Genomic DNA, 17,057 nt, shown 5'->3' with positions numbered 1-17,057 from the left:
GCCCGCGCCCGGCAGACAACCATACCAAGACAACGCCATGCTCCTTATCGTACTCGCCTACCTGGGCGGCGCGCTCACCATCCTGAGCCCGTGCATCCTGCCCGTGCTCCCGTTCGTGTTCTCGCGCGCGGACCAGCCCTTCGTGCGCAGCGGCCTGCCACTGCTGGCCGGGATGGCGCTGACCTTCGCCGGCGTGGCCACGCTGGCGGCGGTGGGCGGCGGCTGGGTGGCGCAGGCCAACCAGTACGGCCGCTGGCTGGCCATCGCCCTGCTTGCCGTGTTCGGCCTGACGCTGCTGCTGCCGCGCCTGGCTGAGCGCCTCATGCATCCGCTGGTGAGCGCGGGCAGCCGTCTCTCCGCCTTCGCGCAAGCCGACGGGCAGGTGCGGCCTGGCTCCTCCTTCCTGCTCGGCATCGCCACCGGCCTGCTGTGGGCGCCGTGCGCGGGCCCCATCCTCGGCCTGGTGCTGACCGGTGCCGCGCTGCGCGGCGCCAGCGTGGGCACCACCTTGCTGCTGGTGGCCTATGCCGCCGGCGCCGCCACCTCGCTGGCGGTGGCCCTGCTGATCGGCGGGCGCGTGTTCACCGCGATGAAGCGCTCGCTGGGCGCCGGCGAATGGGTGCGGCGCGGCATCGGCGCGGCCATGCTGGCCGGCGTCGCCGCGATCGCGCTGGGGCTGGACACGGGTGTGCTGGCGCGGGTCTCGACGGTCGCCACCGGCGGCATCGAGCAGCACCTGCTGGACCGCCTGGGAGGCAATGCCGCGAACGCCACGCCCACGCCTGCCGCGGCCAGTGGCACGACAGAGGCCAATGGCGACGGCCCGGCCATGATGGCGGCATCCGGCTCGATGATGCGCGCCGTCAATGCCGGCGCCCCCGCCGCGCTGCCGGTCGAAGGCCAGCTGCCCGCGCTGGCCGGCGCGGTGCAGTGGCTGAACTCGCCGCCGCTCACCGCCGAAGGCCTGCGCGGCAAGGTGGTGCTGGTGGATTTCTGGACCTACTCCTGCATCAACTGCCTGCGTGCCCTGCCTTATGTGAAAGCATGGGCGCAGAAATACCGTGACCAGGGCCTGGTGGTGATCGGCGTGCACGCGCCGGAATTTGCCTTCGAACGCAATGTGGACAATGTGCAGAAGGCCGTGCGTGACCTCGGCATCGACTACCCGGTGGCGGTCGACAATAACTACGCGATCTGGCGCGCCTTCAACAACCAGTACTGGCCGGCGCACTATTTCATCGATGCCAGGGGCCAGATCCGCTTCCACCATTTCGGCGAAGGCGAATACGCCCACTCCGAGCAGGTGATCCAGCAACTGCTGGCCGAGGCCGGCCACGCCGGCGCGGCCAAGGTTGCCACCGGCCTGGGCACGGCCACGGAGCAGGGCGTGCAGATGGCCTCCGACAACGCCGACGTGCAGTCAGGCGAGACCTACCTCGGCTACGAGCGCGCGGAGAACTTTGCCTCGCCGGGCGGCCAGGCGCAGGACAAGGTCCGCAGCTATGCGGCACCGGCCACGCCCGCGCTCAATGACTGGGCCCTGGCCGGCAACTGGAAAGTCGGCGCGGAGCACGCCACGCTCGAGAGCAAGGACGGACGCATCGTCTACCGCTTCCATGCCCGCGACCTGCACCTCGTGCTGGGCCCGGGCAAGGACGGCAAGCCGGTACGTTTCCGCGTCAGCATCGACGGCGCAGCCCCTGGCGACGCGCACGGCACCGACGTGGATGCCGACGGCAGCGGCACCGTCACCGGACAGCGCCTGTACCAGCTCGTGCGCCAGGCCGGCAAGATCGCGGACCACACCTTCGCCATCGAATTCCTTGACCCCGGCGTGGAGGCCTATGCCTTCACCTTCGGCTGATCTTCCGCGGCACGCATCCACGCAACGCCGCCTCACTTCATTGCAGCTATCCAAGGACAGGCAATCATGAGCATCCAATCGACAACCCTCTTCTCCCGGCTGACGCGCTCGAGCGCCGCCAGGATCGCCGGCGCGGCCATGGTGGCGGTGAGCCTGCTGGCATGGCAGAGCGCCAATTCGGCCGAGCAGGCCGTCAAGATCCCGCCGCCCGCGCAGGACGAAAAGAACGCGGCGCAAACCGAGACCGCGGTCTTCGCCGGCGGCTGCTTCTGGGGCGTGCAGGGCGTATTCCAGCATGTCCGCGGCGTCAAGCAGGTCACCTCGGGCTATGCCGGCGGCGCGGCGAACACCGCGCAGTACGAAGCCGTAAGCGGCGGCGACACGGGACACGCGGAATCGGTGCAGGTCACCTTCGATCCGTCGCAGGTCAGCTACGGCCGCCTGCTGCAGGTCTTCTTCTCGGTGGCGCACAACCCGACCCAGCTCAACTTCCAGGGCCCTGACCACGGCACGCAATACCGCTCGGCCGTGTTCCCGCTCACGGCCGAGCAGCGCAGCGTGGCGCAGGCCTATATCGCGCAGCTCGGCAAGGCGCATGTCTTCTCCGGCCCGATCGTCACCCGCGTGGAAGACTACAAGGCCTTCTACCCGGCCGAGGCCTACCACCAGAATTTCCTCACGCGGCATCCGGCCCACCCGTACATCGTCGTCAACGACCTGCCCAAGATCGGCTACCTCAAGGAGATCTTCCCCGACCTGTACCGCAACGACCCGGTGCTGCTGAAGGTGGCGGGCACCTGATGCGCCCCTGATCCGCGGCGCCGCCCGCTCAGCCTGCTGGCTTGACGACGGCGGCGCCCGCATAGCGCGCCCGCGCGCCCAGCGCGCGCTCGATGCGGATCAGCCGGTTGTACTTGGCGGTGCGGTCCGAGCGCGAGACCGAGCCGGTCTTGATCTGTCCGCAGCCGGTCGCCACCGCCAGGTCGGCGATGCTGGTGTCCTCGGTCTCGCCGGAACGATGCGACATCACCGCGGCATAGCCGGCCGCGTGCGCCACGTCCACGGTGTCCAGCGTCTCGCTCAGGGTGCCGATCTGGTTGGCCTTGACCAGGATCGAATTGGCGATCCCTTGCTCGATGCCTAACCGCAGCAGCGCGGGGTTGGTGCAGAACACATCGTCGCCCACCAGCTGGCACCGGCGCCCGAGCCGCGCCGTCAGCAGCTGCCACCCGTGCGCGTCATCCTCGGCCATGCCGTCCTCGATGGAGACGATGGGGTAGCGCGACACCAGAGCGGCCAGGTAGTCCACCTGGGCCTCCGCGCTGCGCGTCACGCCCTCGCCGCGATAGACGTAGCTGCCGTTCTCGTGGAACTCGCTGGCGGCGGGGTCGATGGCCAGCACCACGTCCGTGCCGGCGCGGTAGCCGGCGCGCTCCACCGCGCGCAGGATGAACGCCAGCGCCTCGTCGGCGCAGCGCAGGTCCGGCGCGAAGCCGCCCTCGTCACCCACATTGGTGTTGAAGCCCGCCGCCTTCAGGTCCACCCGCAACGTATGGAAGATCTCCGATGCCATGCGCACGCCTTCGGCAAAGCCCGGCGCGCCCACCGGCATGATCATGAATTCCTGGAAATCGATGGCGTTGTCCGCGTGCGCGCCGCCGTTGATGATGTTGATCATCGGCACCGGCAGCACGACCGCTTGCGCCCCGCCAAGGTGGGCGAACAGCGTGGTGCCGCCCGAAGCCGCCGCCGCATGCGCCACCGCCAGCGACACGCCCAGCAATGCGTTGGCGCCGAGCCTGCCCTTGTCCGGCGTGCCGTCCAGTTCGATCATGATGCCGTCCACCCGCCGCTGGTCGCGCGCGTCCACGCCAGCCAGCGCGGCGCGCAGCCCGGTGTTCACGGCCGCAACCGCGCGGCTGACGCCCCTGCCGAGATAGCGCGCGGGATCGCCATCGCGCAACTCCACCGCCTCGCGCGCACCGGTGGATGCGCCCGACGGCACCGTGGCCCGGCCCACCGCGCCATCGGCCAGCGTGACCTCCACCTCCACGGTGGGATTGCCGCGGCTGTCCAGCACTTCATATCCCTGCACCTGCCTGATCTCGCTCATCCTGCCGCTCCGTTTGCTCGCTTGAAAACGCTTCCCGTCGCCGCGCCTTCGTGAATATTCTTCACGCCGAAGGCAATCCGCCCTGCGGGAAAGATTTCCTGTCCCGGCCACGACGCGCTTGACGTAGGGAATAGTAGAGCCCGCTCGCCGTCGGCAAAACCGAGTTATTCTTCCGGCTTCGTCAGTTTTTTGCACATTTGCGCATCTGCAGCGAAGGAAGGATCGCCATGCGGACCCTGCCCCCGATGTCCACGCTGCGCGCCTTCGAGGCCACCGCGCGCACCGGCTCCATTACCCGCGCCGCCGAGGAGCTTTGCCGCACGCACGGCGCGGTCAGCCGGCAATTGCGGCAATTGCAGGAGCACGCGGGCACCGCGCTGTTCGAGAAGGACGGCACCGGCGTGCGCCTCAACGAGCGTGGCCAGGCCATGTACGACGTGGTGCGCGCCGTGTTCGACCAGCTCGAACAGGGCTATGGCCGCCTGCTGGACCAGGCGCGCGGGCCAAGCCTGCATGTGGCCTGCAGCGCCACCTTCGCCATGCGCTGGCTGGTGCCGCACATGGTGGACTTCTATCGCCTGCGGTCCGATATCCGCATCCGGCTGTCCATGACCTCCGCCCGCGAAATGCGCACCGAAGGGGCCGACGTGGTGATTGCCTGGGATCTCAGTTCGTACGCGGAGGCTGATCGCAAGCGCGCGCTGTACCTGGCGCCGGTGGCCTTCGGGCCGGTGTGCGCACCGGCGTACGCGGGCTCGGTGCGCAACGGCGTGCGCATCGCGCATGACTTCACCTCCAGCGCCTGGGACCAGTGGCAGGCACTGTCCGGCAAGCCGGTCGCGCGCGGTGGCGAGCTGACCTTCCCGCATACCCACCTGTGCATCGAGGCGGCGCTCTCGGGCGCCGGCGTGGCGCTGGTCGAGCAGCGCCTGATCCGCAAGGAACTGCGGGACGGGCAACTCGTTGCGCCGCACGGCTTCGTGCGCTTCCAGGGCGGGCTGATGGCGTTGCCGGCCGCCCGCGAACTGCCCGCCGATACCGAAGTGTTCATCGGCTGGCTGCGGCAGACGCTGGCCGGCGAAGCAGGGCTGCCTGCCTAGGACGCAGGAGTGAGACAATGGAGGCCGCATTCTCCTGCTGTCACTGGAATCCGCCATGTTCGAACTTTCCACCGGCCCCGCCCCGCAGTCCAAGGCCGCGCAATACCAGGAGCTGGCCGCGCAGGCCCGCTCGCTGCTGGCCGGCGAGACCGACCGCATCGCCAACGCCGCCAACTTCTCGGCGCTGGTCTACCACTCGCTGCCGGACCTGAACTGGGCGGGTTTCTATTTCCACGACGGCACGGAACTGGTGGTCGGGCCGTTCCAGGGCAAGCCGGCCTGCGTGCGCATCGCCCTGGGCCGGGGCGTGTGCGGCACCGCCGCGCAGACCCGCGCCACCCAGGTCGTGCCTGACGTGCATGCGTTCCCGGGGCATATCGCCTGCGATGCCGCCTCGCAATCGGAAGTCGTGGTGCCGCTCATCGCCGCCGACGGCAGCCTGATCGGCGTGTGGGACGTGGACAGCCCCGTGGCCGGACGCTTCGACGACGAAGACGCCGCCGGCATGGAAGCCCTGTGCAAGGTGTTCGTGGAACTGGGCTGGCCGCGCGGCTGACCAGCCGCGCCGGCGCGGCGGGCGGTACGGGCCGCGCCATCACCAATAACAAGAACCTCTCCGGCATCCACCCGTGACCACCGCCTTTGGCGCCCGCCGCGCCGTCGCTTCGTTCTACCTCTACTACATCGCGCTGTATGCGCCCGTCGCCATCGCCATCAGCTTTTTTCCGCTGTGGATCCGCGCGCAGGGCCTGGACGAACAGCAGACCGGGCTGGTGATGGCGCTCGGCGCCGCGCTGGCCGTGCTGGTCAATCCGGCGGTGGGCGCCATCGCCGACCAGTATCGCAGCCGCAAGGCCATCCTGCTGGCACTGGTGGGCGGCTCGGTCCTCAGCGCCGGGCTGCTGTTCAGCGCCGAGGGCTTCGTCGGCGTGCTGCTGGTGTTCCTGGCGACCAAGGCGTTCTCGGCCAGCCTGATTCCCCTGAGCGAATCGATGGCGCTGGCGGGCGTGCCGCGCTATGGCTTCGATTTCGGGCGGCTGCGCAGCGCGGGCTCGATGTCGGTGGTGGCAGTGTCGGTGGCGCTGGGCTGGCTGGTGGACCGCGCCGGCACCGGGGTGATCGCGGTGGCCTTCCTGGTGGCGTACCTCGGGCAAGGGATGCTTGCGCTGATGCTGCCCAACGACAGCGTGGCCGTGCGCCACGCGGTGAAGGCGCCGCTGTTGCAGGTATTGCAAGTGCCCGGTTTTTCCCTGTTCCTGGCCAGCGCGGCGGTATCGCAGGCGTGCCACGGCTTCTTCTACAGCTACAGCGCGCTCTACTGGAAGAGCGTGGGATTCTCCGCCTCGACCATCGGCTACCTGTGGGCGCTGGGCGTGCTGGCCGAGATCACGGCGTTCGCCTTCGGCTCGCTGCTGGCGGCGCGCATCTCGGCGCCGGCGCTGATCGCGCTGGCCTGCGCGGCGGGCATCCTGCGCTGGTCGCTGATCGGACTGGCGCCGACGCCCGGGGTGGCCATGCTGGCTCAGCTGCTGCAAGGGGCCACCCTCGGCTTTACCCAGCTTGGCGCGGCCCAGTATGTTCGCACGCGGGTGCCGGCGCCGGTGCTCTCCAGCGGCACCGGCCTGTATTCCGCCTGTGCCGGCTTGCTGACGGCGGCCAGCGTGTTCCTGGGGAGCTACCTGTTCGCCCGCGTGGGCGGGCGCGCCTTCCTGCTGACGGCCGTGCTGTGCGTGCTCGGCCTGGGCGCCGCGCTGGCCCTGCAGGCACAGGAAGCGCGCCGGGCGAAAGTGCCGGGCCTGCGCTAATTCCGGCAAGCCAGGGTCGGTCGGCGGATCTGACCCTCTCCGCGCGGGAACGCCGCCGCGACATGGGCCCGAATGGCCAGGCCAGAGAGGCCCGAACCTCGCGGCCCGCCGTCACCAGGCCATCACGCAGCCCGCTGAGGCGCCGGCGAAAAGACAGCAACGTCGTTACGCCACCAGCCCCTGCCAGAGCAGCGCGCCGTTGAGGAACAGGATCACGCCGGCGCTCAGCCAGGCCAGCGCCAGGGGCACGCCGCGCACGCGCCACGCGCCCATCAGCTCGCGGCTGGAGCCGAACAGGATCAGCGGCACCACCGCGAGCGGCAGGCTCAGGCTCAGCACCACCTGGCTGGCCACCAGCAGCTCGGCCGAGCCGTGCTGGCCGAACACGCCGACCGCCGCCAGCGCCGGCACGATGGCCAGGCCGCGCGTGAGCAGCGCGCGCCGGGTGCGGGAGATGCGCAGCTTGAGGAAGCCTTCCATCACCGCCTGGCCGGCCAGCGTGCCGGTCAGCGTGGAATTGAGGCCGCATGCCAGCAGCGCGCCGGCGAACAACAGGCTGGCCCAGTTCGAGTGGAGCAGCGGGTCCAGCAGGCGGTGGGCATCGGCCAGGTCGGTGACCTCGGTCCTGCCGCTGGCGTGGAACACGGCCGCCGCCAGGATCAGCAGTGCGGCGTTGATGAGAAAGGCGAAGGCCAGCGAGCCGAAGGTGTCCAGGTTGACGCCGCGCAGCGCGGCGGCCACGTCCGGCGTGCCGGCCTGGGGCACAGGCGCCGTCCTTGCCTGCGCCGCCTGCGGGCCAGGCCCGAACTTGCGCACCAGCGCCGAATGCAGGTAGAGGTTGTGCGGCATCACGGTGGCGCCCACGATCCCCGCGGCCAGCCACAGCATGCCCGCGTCGCGCACCAGTTGCGCCGAGGGCGCGAAGCCGCCCGCTACCGCCGCCCAGTCGGGCTGCGCCATGGCCAGCTGCGCGGCGAAGCACAACGCCACCATCAGTATCAGGGCGGCCACCAGCGCTTCGAGCGTGCGCCGGCCCTGGCGCTGCACGGCCAGCATCGCCACCGTGCCGACTGCCGAGAGCAGCACGCCTACCCACAGGTTCACATGCAGCAGCAATTGCAGCGCCACGGCGGTGCCGACCACTTCGGCCACGTCGCAGGCGATGATGGCGATCTCGCTGGCAATCCACAGCCCGATCACCGTGCGCCGCCCGAAGCGTTCGCGGCTCAGCTGCGCCAGGTCGCGCCCGGTGACCACGCCGATGCGCGCCGCGATCCACTGCAGGAGCATGGCAACGACACTGGCCGCGGCCACCACCGCGAGCAAGCCATAACCGTACTTGGCGCCGCCGGAAATCGCGGTAGCCCAGTTGCCCGGGTCCATGTAGCCGACCGCCACCAGGGCGCCGGCGCCGAGGAAAGCCAGGCGCCGCGGCTGGGCAGCCTGCGCGGACGGGGCCGGCCGCGTTGCTTCGACCGCGGCGAGCGGGGCGGGCGGGCCGGGCAGGGTGAGCTGGTCGAGAGGCGGTGGCATGGCTGGTGCTCGGGTGATACAGCGTGAAGCCGGCGGCCCGCGAATGGTGGTGCCGCGCGACGGATGATTCATTGTCGGCAATACGATGAGGAGCCGCCAATTGTAAATGCCAATCACTCTCATTTGCCGAATGAAATGTGCGGCAAATAACGCGCGTAAAGTGCGTCATGGGATTCTTTGAGCGGTCGCCATACGACCCGCCAGTCCGACACGACAGCATCCGGCGCCATGGATCATGCCGATGCGCCATCCGTGCGCAGTTGGACCACCGGCGCCGTGCCACAGCGGCCGCGCCGCGAATGCCCCGCGGCCGCATGCCGGCAGCCCGGCGTGCCGGTCATGGACGAGCAGTTGCCGGGCCTTGCCTGTGCCTATTGCCTGTGCCTATTGCCTGTGCCTATTGCCTGTACCTATTGCCTGATAAAGGCGAGCAGGTCTTCGTTGATGATGTCCGGGTGGGTGGTGCACATGCCGTGCGGGAAGCCCTTGTAGACCTTGAGGGTGCCGTTGCGGACCAGCTTGATGGACAGCAGCGCCGCATCGGCGATGGGCACGATCTGGTCGTCATCGCCGTGCATGATCAGGACCGGCACTTCGATCTGCTTGAGGTCTTCGGTGAAATCCGTCTCGGAGAACGCCTTGATGCAGTCGTAGTGGGCCTTTGTCCCGCCCATCATGCCCTGGCGCCACCAGTTCTCCTTGATGCCTTCCGAAACCGCCGCACCGTCGCGGTTATAGCCATAGAAGGGAATCGGCACATCCTTGTAGAACTGGGCGCGGTTGGCGGCGACCTGGGCGCGGAAGCCGTCGAATACCTCGAGCGGCAGGCCACCGGGATTGGCGTCGCTCTTGACCATGATGGGCGGTACCGCGCCGATCAGCACCGCCTTGGCGACACGGCCGGTGCCGTGCCTGGCCACGTAGCGGGCGACTTCGCCGCCACCGGTGGAATGGCCGACATGCACGGCGTTGCGCAGGTCGAGGTGGGCCGCCAGCGCCGCCACGTCGGCTGCGTAGGTGTCCATGTCATTACCCGTCGCGGTCTGGGTGGAGCGGCCGTGCCCGCGGCGATCGTGCGCGATCACGCGGTATCCCCTGGACAGGAAGAAGAGCATCTGTGCATCCCAGTCGTCGGCGCTGAGCGGCCAGCCATGATGGAACACGACAGGCTGGCCCGTGCCCCAGTCCTTGTAGTAGATCTTGGTTCCGTCCCTGGTGGTGATGGTGTTCATGAGATGACTCCTTGCGGCGGGGTCATGCCGGCTGCGCGAGGAAGGCGGACCCCTGCGTTCATGGCGACCGACGTGCTGCGGCCGGCGAGAGTGACATCGTGGACAACCTTAGGAGAATAGACGGCGAAACCGGCCGGCGCGAGGCCGGCCTGCACGGGGAACGCTCCGGCACTGTCCTGTGCCGCTCCCGCACCGAAGCCGGCCGCCCTACTGCTTGCGCGGCACCAGCAGCAGTGCGCCCTCCGGCTGCCCGTAGTAGCGCCGGCCGCTGCCTGCGCCGGGACCGGGAGGCTTTGGGCGCGCCGCGCCGGTAATCGAACAAATAGAAGCACTGAAACGGCGCAAGCCCGGCCGCGCCCGCCGCACCGGGCGAGAGGCGGCGTAGAATTGGCCGCTTCCGGGCCTCGCCGCCGCGGTCGCGGGCCCGGGCCCTGCGGGAGGCTGCGCACAAGAAAGAGGCGCTATCGAGAACAGGCGAAGCGGTCCTGGCCAGACGCGCGGCTGCGGACAGTGCGCCAGGTACGGCAAGACCGCGCACCGACGCCAGGATCCCTTCGATAGATAGTGCCGCCAGAAAAACGGACCTGGTTCCATCGTGAAGAAATCCCAAGCCGCGCATGGCGGCGAGTTGTCGGCGCAATTGCACGCTTCCCCGGACACATCGAATCCCTCCAGCCGCGCGCTGCACGGCATCCTGCTGCTGACGTTCGCCTTTGCGCTCAGCCAGTTCTACCGCAGTTGCCTTGCCGTGATGGCGCCGGAACTCCAGCACGACTTCGGGCTTTCGGCCGCCGGCTTCGGCACCCTGTCCTCGAGCTTCTTCCTGGCCTTCGCGGTGGCGCAGATCCCGTGTGGCATTGCCTTTGACCGCTACGGCGTGGGCAGGCCCACCGCCTTGCTGCTGGCCATCGGCGCGGTGTCTTCCCTGCTGTTCATCGTGGCGCCGAACGGCACCGTGGCCATGCTTGCGCAGGCAGGCCTGGGCCTGGCCTGCGCGCCGGTATTCATGGGGCTGCTGCATTTCGCCTCGGAGCAGTTGTCCGAGCGGGACTACACGCGCGTGGTCAGCAAATCCAACGCGACCGGCATGATCGGCGCGCTGTGTGCCACGGCGCCGCTGGGATGGGCCTCGCAGTGGCTCGGCTGGCGCGTGGCGATGGCCTTTGCGGCCCTGTGCATGGGGGCCGCCTGCTACGGCGTATGGCGCTTCGTGCGCGACGAAGGGCATGTCGAGGCGCGCAACACGCCATGGGGCTCGATGCTGCTGCAAAGCGCCCGGCTGCTGGGCCTTGCCCCCTTGTGGACGCTGATCCCGCTGTGCGTGGCGATGGCCGCCGGCACCGCCTTCCGCAATGCCTGGAGCGGCCCCTACCTGGCCAGCGTCTACCACCTGCAGGCCGGTCCGCGCGGCGTGGCGCTGACGCTGCTGAGCCTGGCCGGTTTCGCCACCGCGTTCTTCCTGCCGGTGCTGGTGCGCCACAGCACGCTCAAGGCCACCATCGGCGGCTGGTCCTGCTTCGCGCTGGCGGGGGCGGTGCTCCTGGCCATCTGGCCCGATAGCGGCGTGGCGTCGGGCGTGGCCATGATGGCCTTGTTGTCCACCATCGGCATGCTGCATCCGCTGGTCATGGCGCAGGGCCGCGGCCTGATCCCGCCGGCGGCGCGCGGGCGCGGCCTGGGCCTGCTCAACACCTTTGTCTTCCTCGGTTCCGCGCTGACGTCCTGGGGCTACGGCATGATCGCCAGCCTGGGCGATGCCGCGCACTGGCCGGTGTCGCGTACCTACGCGGCCATCTTCCTCGCGGCAGGGGTGCTGGTGGCGGCGGCCGTGGTGGTGTATCTGTTCAGCCCGCCGGCGGAGAAAAGCTGAAGCGTGACCGGCGCGTGGCGGCTATCGGCTATCCTCCATAACGCAGCAGGCGCGACTTGCACCGCACACCAGGGGGCCCCGATGCAGATGGACTGGAAGACGATCCGGAACGGCAGTGCCGATGCGCACGACGGCGCAACGGTGGAACTCAGCGGCTGGATGATCCCCCTCGATGCCGGGGCGGGCTGTGCCGACTACTTCCTGCTGGCGGCCGAATCTCCCTGTTGCGGCGGCTGCGTGCCGCGCGATCCGCTGGCCTGCGTCGAGGTCTATGCGGCGCAGCCTGTCCCCTTGCCAGCGCAGGCGGCCAGCCTGCGCGGCCGGCTGGTCCGCCTGCGGGACGATCCTGCCGGATGGCGCTACCAGCTGGTGGACGCCCGGCCCCTGACGGCGCCCGCGGCGGGCACGGCGGCTACGATGAGCCGACGCGTATTCCTGGCATCCGGCGCGGCGCTCGGGCTGGCGGCCTGCGCGCCGGGACGGTTCGCGGGCTATACCGAAAGCCCGCAGGAGGCCGAGAGCGGAGCCGGCGGCGCGCAGCCCGAGGAGGCCCCGATCAAGTGGAAGCCGGCCGCGGATGCCATGACGATCGACATGCACAGCCACGCGGGCCGCGTGATCGTCTCGCGCGACCCCGCCATCGGCGCCAGGCGGCCGTTCCTGCCGCTGGCCGCGCCGATGCGCGCCGGCGGCATGAACGTGATCTGCCTGGCCATCGTCACCGACACCACGGTGACGCGCGTCTCCGCCAACCGCACCCGCTTCGAAGCCTGGCGCACGCCGCAGGAGGGCGAGCTGTATGCGCTGGGCCGCACCGAATTCGCGCGCGCCCACGAACTGGTCGCGCGCGAGCAGATGCAGGTGGTCACCAGCGCGGCCACGCTGGCGGCGCAGGGCCACGCCGGGCCGTGCGCGATCATCGCGGCGGAAGGCGCGGATTTTCTCGAAGGCCGGCTGGACCGCGTGGACGAGGCCTTCAACCTGCACCAGTTGCGCCACTTGCAGCTCACGCACTACCGCATCAACGAGCTCGGCGACATCCAGACCGAAACCCCGGTGCACGGGGGCCTCACGGACTTCGGCGCGGCGGTGGTGCGGCGCTGCAATGCGCTGGGGATCGTGGTGGACGTGGCGCACGGCACCTATGACCTGGTCAAGCGCGCGGCGGCGGCATCCAGCAAGCCGCTGGTCATCTCGCATTCCGCGCTGGCTGCCCGCCCCGGCGCGCGCAGCCGGCTGATCTCTCCTGACCATGCGCGCGCGATCGCCGCCACCGGCGGCGTGATCGGCGTGTGGCCGAGTTCCGGCACGTTCCACACCCTCCAGGCGATGGCCGAGGGCATCAAGCGCATGGCCGACGTGGTGGGCGTGGAGCACGTCGGCCTGGGCACCGACATGCTCGGCTTTATCTCGCCGCCGGTGTTCACCGGCTACGAGCAACTGCCGTCGCTGGGCGACGCGCTGGTCGCCGCCGGCTTCACGCAGGACGAGACGGGCATGATCCTGGGCGGCAACTACCGCCGGGTGTTCGAGGCCTGCGTCGGCTAGCGCCGGCGCTGCCGCATCACGCTCACGATCCCTTGCGCCGCCGGTACTCCTGCCGGCCGACGAGGAACGCGCCCAGCGCCACCATCAGGGCCAGCCCATACCAGGTGATGGCATAGCCGAGGTGGCTGTTGTGGAAGGAAATCACGGTCAGCCCGCCAACCGGCCACACGCGCTGGGCGCCCTGCTGCTGCGGCACCGTGCCTTCGGGATCGGCCGCGGCGGCATTGACGGCAACGTTGGCGGCAGGCGAGCCGCCGGCCGCCGCGTCGGCATCGATGAAGTACGGCGCCACGTCCTGCAGGCCGCGCGCGGCGGCAATCGCCGGCACATCGCGGTTGTACCAGCGATTGGCCGCCGGGTCGTTGTGGCGCAGGAAGGCGTCGCCGGCCTCGCTCATGCGCAGCAGCCCGGTGACGGTGGTCTCGCCGGCCGGATCGTACTGGCTGCGCGTGGTCCGGTCGGCGCGCTCGGGCGACACGAAGCCGCGGTTGACCAGCACCACGCTGCCGTCCGCGGTGCGCAGCGGGGTGATCACCCAGAAGCCGCCGCCCAGGTCCGTCACCGCCTGGACCAGCGTTTCGCGGTCGTTGAGGAAAGTGCCGGACACGCGCACGTGCTTGTATTCGTCGGTGGCCGCGGCGACCTGCGGCCACTGCGCGCGACCGGGCGCCGCGACGGGCGGGGCATGCACGCGCGAGTTGACGCGCTCGATCAGGTCTAGCTTCCAGGCGCGGCGCTGGACCTGCCAGGTGCCGAGCCCGACCAGGACGGAAAAGGCGAAGGCGGCCAGGACGGCGAAGACGACGAGCGCGGCGATGCCACGTCGGGGAGCGGGTTGCGGATGGCGCGCGGCGCCGGCATTTTGCTGTTGCTGGGGGTGTCGGGGAGCGATCAAGGTAGGTTCTTCGTGTCGTGCATAGCCGGCATCATATTCTGATCCAGGTGGAACATCACCCAGAGCGAGCCGCTCAGCGCGATCACGACGAGCACGATGGTGAAGATCAGCGCCAGCATGGTCCACCCACCCTCGGATTTGAAGTTCATGTGCAGGAAGTAGATCATGTGCACGACGATCTGCACGGCGGCGCAGGCAAGCAGCACCAGCGCGGTGGTGCTGGACTTGTCGAACACCTTCGCCATCACCAGCCAGAACGGGATGGCGGTCAGGATGACGGCGAGCACGAAGCCCGTCATGTAGCCGCCGAAGGTGGCGTGCATGGCGTCGTCGCCATGGCCGTCGTGGCCATGGTGCCCGTCGTGGCCGTGCGCGCCGCCGCCGCCCGCCATCGTGTTGTCATGCGCGTTCATGGCAGCGCTCCCATCAGGTAGACGAAGGTGAACACCCCGATCCAGACCACGTCCAGGAAGTGCCAGAACATGGACAGGCACATCAGGCGGCGCCGGTTCTCCGGGATCAGCCCGCGCTGGCCGACCTGCACCATCAGCGTGATGAGCCATACGATGCCCACCGTCACGTGCAGGCCGTGCGTGCCGACCAGCGTGAAGAACGAGGACAGGAAGGCGCTGCGCTGCGGCCCCGCGCCCTCGTGGACCAGGTGCGCGAACTCATACAGCTCGAGCCCGAGGAAGCACGCGCCCAGCAGGCCGGTGATGGCCAGCCAGAGCTGCGTCTGGCTCACCCTGGAGCGCTGCATCTCCAGCATGGCGAAGCCATAGGTGATGGACGACAGCAGCAGGAAGGTGGTGTTGAGCGCCACCAGCGGCAGCTCGAACAGCTCCGCCCCGGTGGGTCCGCCGGCATAGTGCCGTCCCACCACGCCGTACACGGCGAACAGGCTGGCGAAGATGAGACAGTCGCTCATCAGGTAGAGCCAGAAGCCGAGCAGGGTGCCGTTCTGGGCATGCACCTCGGCGGTCTCGTAGAAGCGCAGTTGCGCCGCGCGCGGGGCTTCCGGCGCGCTCATGCGTTCCGGGCCGTAGGGAGTGGCGATATCAACCATGGCTGGCAAGCAGGCGCGAGCGCTCTGCCTCCGTGTGGACGACGGTATCGGCCGGGATGTAGTAGTCGCGCTTGTAGTTGAAGGTGTGCCCGATCGCGACCACCAGAAGGGTGACGAAGGTCAGCACCACGATCAGCCACATATGCCAGATCAGCGCAAAGCCCAGCAGCGTGCTCAGCCCCGCGAGAATGATGCCCGCGCTGGTGTTCTTCGGCATGTGGATGGGGATGAAGCCCTGCTGCGGGCGCTCGTAGCCGAGCTGCTTCATCTGCCACCAGGCATCGTTGTCGTGGATCACGGGCGTGAAGGCGAAGTTGTAGGCCGGCGGCGGCGAGGAAGTGGACCACTCCAGCGTGCGGCCGTTCCACGGGTCGCCGGTGGTGTCGCGCAGCGCTTCGCGGCGGCGGAAGCTGACGAACAGCTGGATCAGGAAGCAGCCGATGCCGCAGGCGATCAGCAGCGCGCCGAAGGCCGCGGCCTGGAACCAGATCTGCAGCGAGGCATCCTGGAAATGGTTCATGCGCCGGGTCACGCCCATCAGGCCGAGCACRTASAGCGGCATGAAGGCGACGTAGAAGCCGAYCASCCAGAACCAGAACGAGCACTTGCCCCAGAACGGGTCGAGCTTGAAGCCGAAGGCCTTGGGGAACCAGTAGCTGATCCCGGCCATCAGCCCGAACAGCACGCCGCCGATGATGACGTTGTGGAAGTGGGCGATCAGGAACAGGCTGTTGTGCAGCACGAAGTCGGCCGGCGGCACCGCCAGCAGCACGCCGGTCATGCCGCCGATCACGAAGGTCACCATGAAGCCGACCGTCCACAGCATCGGCACCTCGAAGCGGATGCGCCCGTGGTACATGGTGAACAGCCAGTTGAAGATCTTCGCCCCGGTCGGGATCGAGATGATCATGGTGGTGATGCCGAAGAACGAGTTGACGCTTGCCCCCGATCCCATGGTGAAGAAATGGTGCAGCCAGACCAGGTAGGACAGCACCGTGATCACCACCGTGGCGTACACCATCGACGCGTAGCCGAACAGGCGCTTGCCGCAGAAGGTGGACACCACCTCCGAGAAGATGCCGAAGGCGGGCAGCACCAGGATGTAGACCTCGGGGTGGCCCCAGATCCAGATCAGGTTGATATACATCATGGCGTTGCCGCCGAGGTCCGCCGTGAAGAAGTTGGTGCCGGTGTAGCGATCCAGCGCCAGCAGCGCCAGCACGGCGGTGAGCACCGGGAAGGCGGCGATGATCAGCACGTTGGTGCACAGCGAGGTCCAGGTGAAGATCGGCATCTTCATCAGCGTCATGCCGGGCGCGCGCATCTTGACGATGGTCACCAGCAGGTTGATGCCCGACAGCAGCGTGCCCAGCCCCGCCACCTGCAGCGACCATATGTAGTAGTCCACGCCCACGTCCGGGCTTTGCAGGATGCCGGACAGCGGCGGATAGGCCAGCCAGCCGGTGCGCGCGAACTCGCCGACGAACAGCGACATCATCACCAGCACGGCGCCGCCCACCGTCATCCAGAAACTGAAGTTGTTGAGGAAGGGGAAGGCCACGTCGCGCGCGCCGATCTGCAGCGGCACGACGAAGTTCATGAAGCCGGTGACCAGCGGCATGGCCACGAAGAAGATCATGATCACGCCGTGCGCGGTGAAGATCTGGTCGTAGTGATGCGGAGGCAGGTAGCCCAGCGTGTCGCCGAAGGCAACGGACTGCTGCAGCCGCATCATGACCGCATCGGCGAAGCCGCGCAGCAGCATGACGATGCCGAGCACGATATACATGATGCCGATCTTCTTGTGGTCGATGCTGGTGAACCACTCATGCCACAGGTAGCCCCAGGCGCGGAAGTAGGTCAGCGCGCCGACCAGCGCCAGCCCGCCGATCGCCACCGCCGCGAAGGTGGCCAGCAGGATGGGCTCGTGGTAGGGAATCGCCTCCCAGGTCAGGCGGCCGAATACCAACTGGGTCAGGTCGTGCTCGGGCATTGTCATCACCAGGCCCGCAGGGGCGTTGTTGCAGGATT

Annotated in this window: 14 protein-coding genes; 7 read left to right on the top strand and 7 right to left on the bottom strand. The window is 68.9% G+C overall.

Annotation, left to right across the window (positions count from 1 at the left end):
- Positions 1–37 precede the first annotated feature (37 nt).
- Both AB4Z48_RS01275 and msrA read left to right on the top strand, forming a co-directional pair.
- Positions 38–1,864 (top strand): cytochrome c biogenesis protein DipZ, encoded by a 1,827-nt coding sequence (locus AB4Z48_RS01275; RefSeq protein ID WP_441612011.1) that lies wholly within the window; start codon positions 38–40, stop codon positions 1,862–1,864.
- Between the two features lie 66 nt (positions 1,865–1,930).
- Positions 1,931–2,665 (top strand): peptide-methionine (S)-S-oxide reductase MsrA, encoded by a 735-nt coding sequence (gene msrA / locus AB4Z48_RS01270; RefSeq protein ID WP_441612010.1) that lies wholly within the window; start codon positions 1,931–1,933, stop codon positions 2,663–2,665.
- Between the two features lie 28 nt (positions 2,666–2,693).
- Here the strand turns inward: msrA and eno are convergent, their stop codons facing one another.
- Positions 2,694–3,977, bottom strand: a complete 1,284-nt coding sequence (gene eno, locus AB4Z48_RS01265) for a phosphopyruvate hydratase (protein ID WP_441612009.1) — start codon at positions 3,975–3,977, stop codon at positions 2,694–2,696.
- Positions 3,978–4,204: 227 nt separating this feature from the next.
- Between eno and AB4Z48_RS01260 the strand changes: the two genes are divergently transcribed.
- From AB4Z48_RS01260 to AB4Z48_RS01250, 3 genes are all read left to right on the top strand, one after another.
- Positions 4,205–5,077, top strand: a complete 873-nt coding sequence (locus tag AB4Z48_RS01260; protein WP_441612008.1) for a LysR family transcriptional regulator — start codon at positions 4,205–4,207, stop codon at positions 5,075–5,077.
- 55 nt (positions 5,078–5,132) lie between these two features.
- Positions 5,133–5,633, top strand: coding sequence for a GAF domain-containing protein (locus tag AB4Z48_RS01255; protein ID WP_441612007.1), 501 nt, complete (start codon positions 5,133–5,135; stop codon positions 5,631–5,633).
- A 73-nt stretch (positions 5,634–5,706) separates the two neighbouring features.
- The gene (locus AB4Z48_RS01250; RefSeq protein ID WP_441612006.1) at positions 5,707–6,882 is read left to right on the top strand and encodes an MFS transporter; all 1,176 of its coding nucleotides are present in this window, start codon (positions 5,707–5,709) and stop codon (positions 6,880–6,882) included.
- 165 nt (positions 6,883–7,047) lie between these two features.
- Here the strand turns inward: AB4Z48_RS01250 and AB4Z48_RS01245 are convergent, their stop codons facing one another.
- Entirely contained in the window at positions 7,048–8,415 is a 1,368-nt protein-coding gene (locus AB4Z48_RS01245; protein WP_441612004.1) for an Nramp family divalent metal transporter, read from the bottom strand.
- Positions 8,416–8,825: 410 nt separating this feature from the next.
- Positions 8,826–9,647 (bottom strand): alpha/beta fold hydrolase, encoded by an 822-nt coding sequence (locus AB4Z48_RS01240; RefSeq protein ID WP_441612003.1) that lies wholly within the window; start codon positions 9,645–9,647, stop codon positions 8,826–8,828.
- 628 nt (positions 9,648–10,275) lie between these two features.
- Here AB4Z48_RS01240 and AB4Z48_RS01235 point away from each other — a divergent pair.
- Positions 10,276–11,517 carry an MFS transporter gene (locus AB4Z48_RS01235; RefSeq protein WP_441612269.1) on the top strand — a complete coding sequence of 414 codons (1,242 nt, stop codon included), beginning with the start codon at positions 10,276–10,278 and terminating at the stop codon, positions 11,515–11,517.
- An 81-nt stretch (positions 11,518–11,598) separates the two neighbouring features.
- On the top strand, positions 11,599–13,065 hold the full coding sequence (locus tag AB4Z48_RS01230) for a dipeptidase (RefSeq protein WP_441612002.1): 1,467 nt from the start codon (positions 11,599–11,601) through the stop codon (positions 13,063–13,065).
- A gap of 22 nt (positions 13,066–13,087) precedes the next feature.
- Here the strand turns inward: AB4Z48_RS01230 and AB4Z48_RS01225 are convergent, their stop codons facing one another.
- From AB4Z48_RS01225 to cyoB, 4 genes are read right to left on the bottom strand one after another with little or no spacing between them, the layout of a single operon-like run.
- Positions 13,088–13,957 carry an SURF1 family protein gene (locus AB4Z48_RS01225; protein WP_441612268.1) on the bottom strand — a complete coding sequence of 290 codons (870 nt, stop codon included), beginning with the start codon at positions 13,955–13,957 and terminating at the stop codon, positions 13,088–13,090.
- Positions 13,957–14,373 (bottom strand): cytochrome o ubiquinol oxidase subunit IV, encoded by a 417-nt coding sequence (cyoD, locus tag AB4Z48_RS01220; RefSeq protein WP_441612001.1) that lies wholly within the window; start codon positions 14,371–14,373, stop codon positions 13,957–13,959. Before cyoD ends, AB4Z48_RS01225 begins: the two co-directional genes overlap by 1 nt.
- Positions 14,370–14,990, bottom strand: coding sequence for a cytochrome o ubiquinol oxidase subunit III (gene cyoC, locus AB4Z48_RS01215; protein WP_441612267.1), 621 nt, complete (start codon positions 14,988–14,990; stop codon positions 14,370–14,372). Before cyoC ends, cyoD begins: the two co-directional genes overlap by 4 nt.
- Before the next feature lie 28 nt (positions 14,991–15,018).
- Positions 15,019–17,019 carry a cytochrome o ubiquinol oxidase subunit I gene (cyoB, locus tag AB4Z48_RS01210; RefSeq protein WP_441612000.1) on the bottom strand — a complete coding sequence of 667 codons (2,001 nt, stop codon included), beginning with the start codon at positions 17,017–17,019 and terminating at the stop codon, positions 15,019–15,021.
- Positions 17,020–17,057: the final 38 nt, after the last annotated feature.

The sequence above is a fragment of the Cupriavidus sp. 2TAF22 genome, assembly GCF_052115045.1.
GTDB lineage: Bacteria > Pseudomonadota > Gammaproteobacteria > Burkholderiales > Burkholderiaceae > Cupriavidus.
This window is presented reverse-complemented; position numbering and strand designations above follow the sequence as displayed.

What these genes read in the sequence shown, in the direction of transcription:
- AB4Z48_RS01275 (WP_441612011.1), top strand. Translation starts at nt 38, where the DNA reads ATGCTCCTTATCGTACTCGCCTACCTGGGCGGCGCGCTCACCATCCTG.
- msrA (WP_441612010.1), top strand. Translation starts at nt 1,931, where the DNA reads ATGAGCATCCAATCGACAACCCTCTTCTCCCGGCTGACGCGCTCGAGC.
- eno (WP_441612009.1), bottom strand. Translation starts at nt 3,977, where the DNA reads ATGAGCGAGATCAGGCAGGTGCAGGGATATGAAGTGCTGGACAGCCGC.
- AB4Z48_RS01260 (WP_441612008.1), top strand. Translation starts at nt 4,205, where the DNA reads ATGCGGACCCTGCCCCCGATGTCCACGCTGCGCGCCTTCGAGGCCACC.
- AB4Z48_RS01255 (WP_441612007.1), top strand. Translation starts at nt 5,133, where the DNA reads ATGTTCGAACTTTCCACCGGCCCCGCCCCGCAGTCCAAGGCCGCGCAA.
- AB4Z48_RS01245 (WP_441612004.1), bottom strand. Translation starts at nt 8,415, where the DNA reads ATGCCACCGCCTCTCGACCAGCTCACCCTGCCCGGCCCGCCCGCCCCG.
- AB4Z48_RS01240 (WP_441612003.1), bottom strand. Translation starts at nt 9,647, where the DNA reads ATGAACACCATCACCACCAGGGACGGAACCAAGATCTACTACAAGGAC.
- AB4Z48_RS01230 (WP_441612002.1), top strand. Translation starts at nt 11,599, where the DNA reads ATGCAGATGGACTGGAAGACGATCCGGAACGGCAGTGCCGATGCGCAC.
- cyoD (WP_441612001.1), bottom strand. Translation starts at nt 14,373, where the DNA reads ATGAACGCGCATGACAACACGATGGCGGGCGGCGGCGGCGCGCACGGC.
- cyoC (WP_441612267.1), bottom strand. Translation starts at nt 14,990, where the DNA reads ATGAGCGCGCCGGAAGCCCCGCGCGCGGCGCAACTGCGCTTCTACGAG.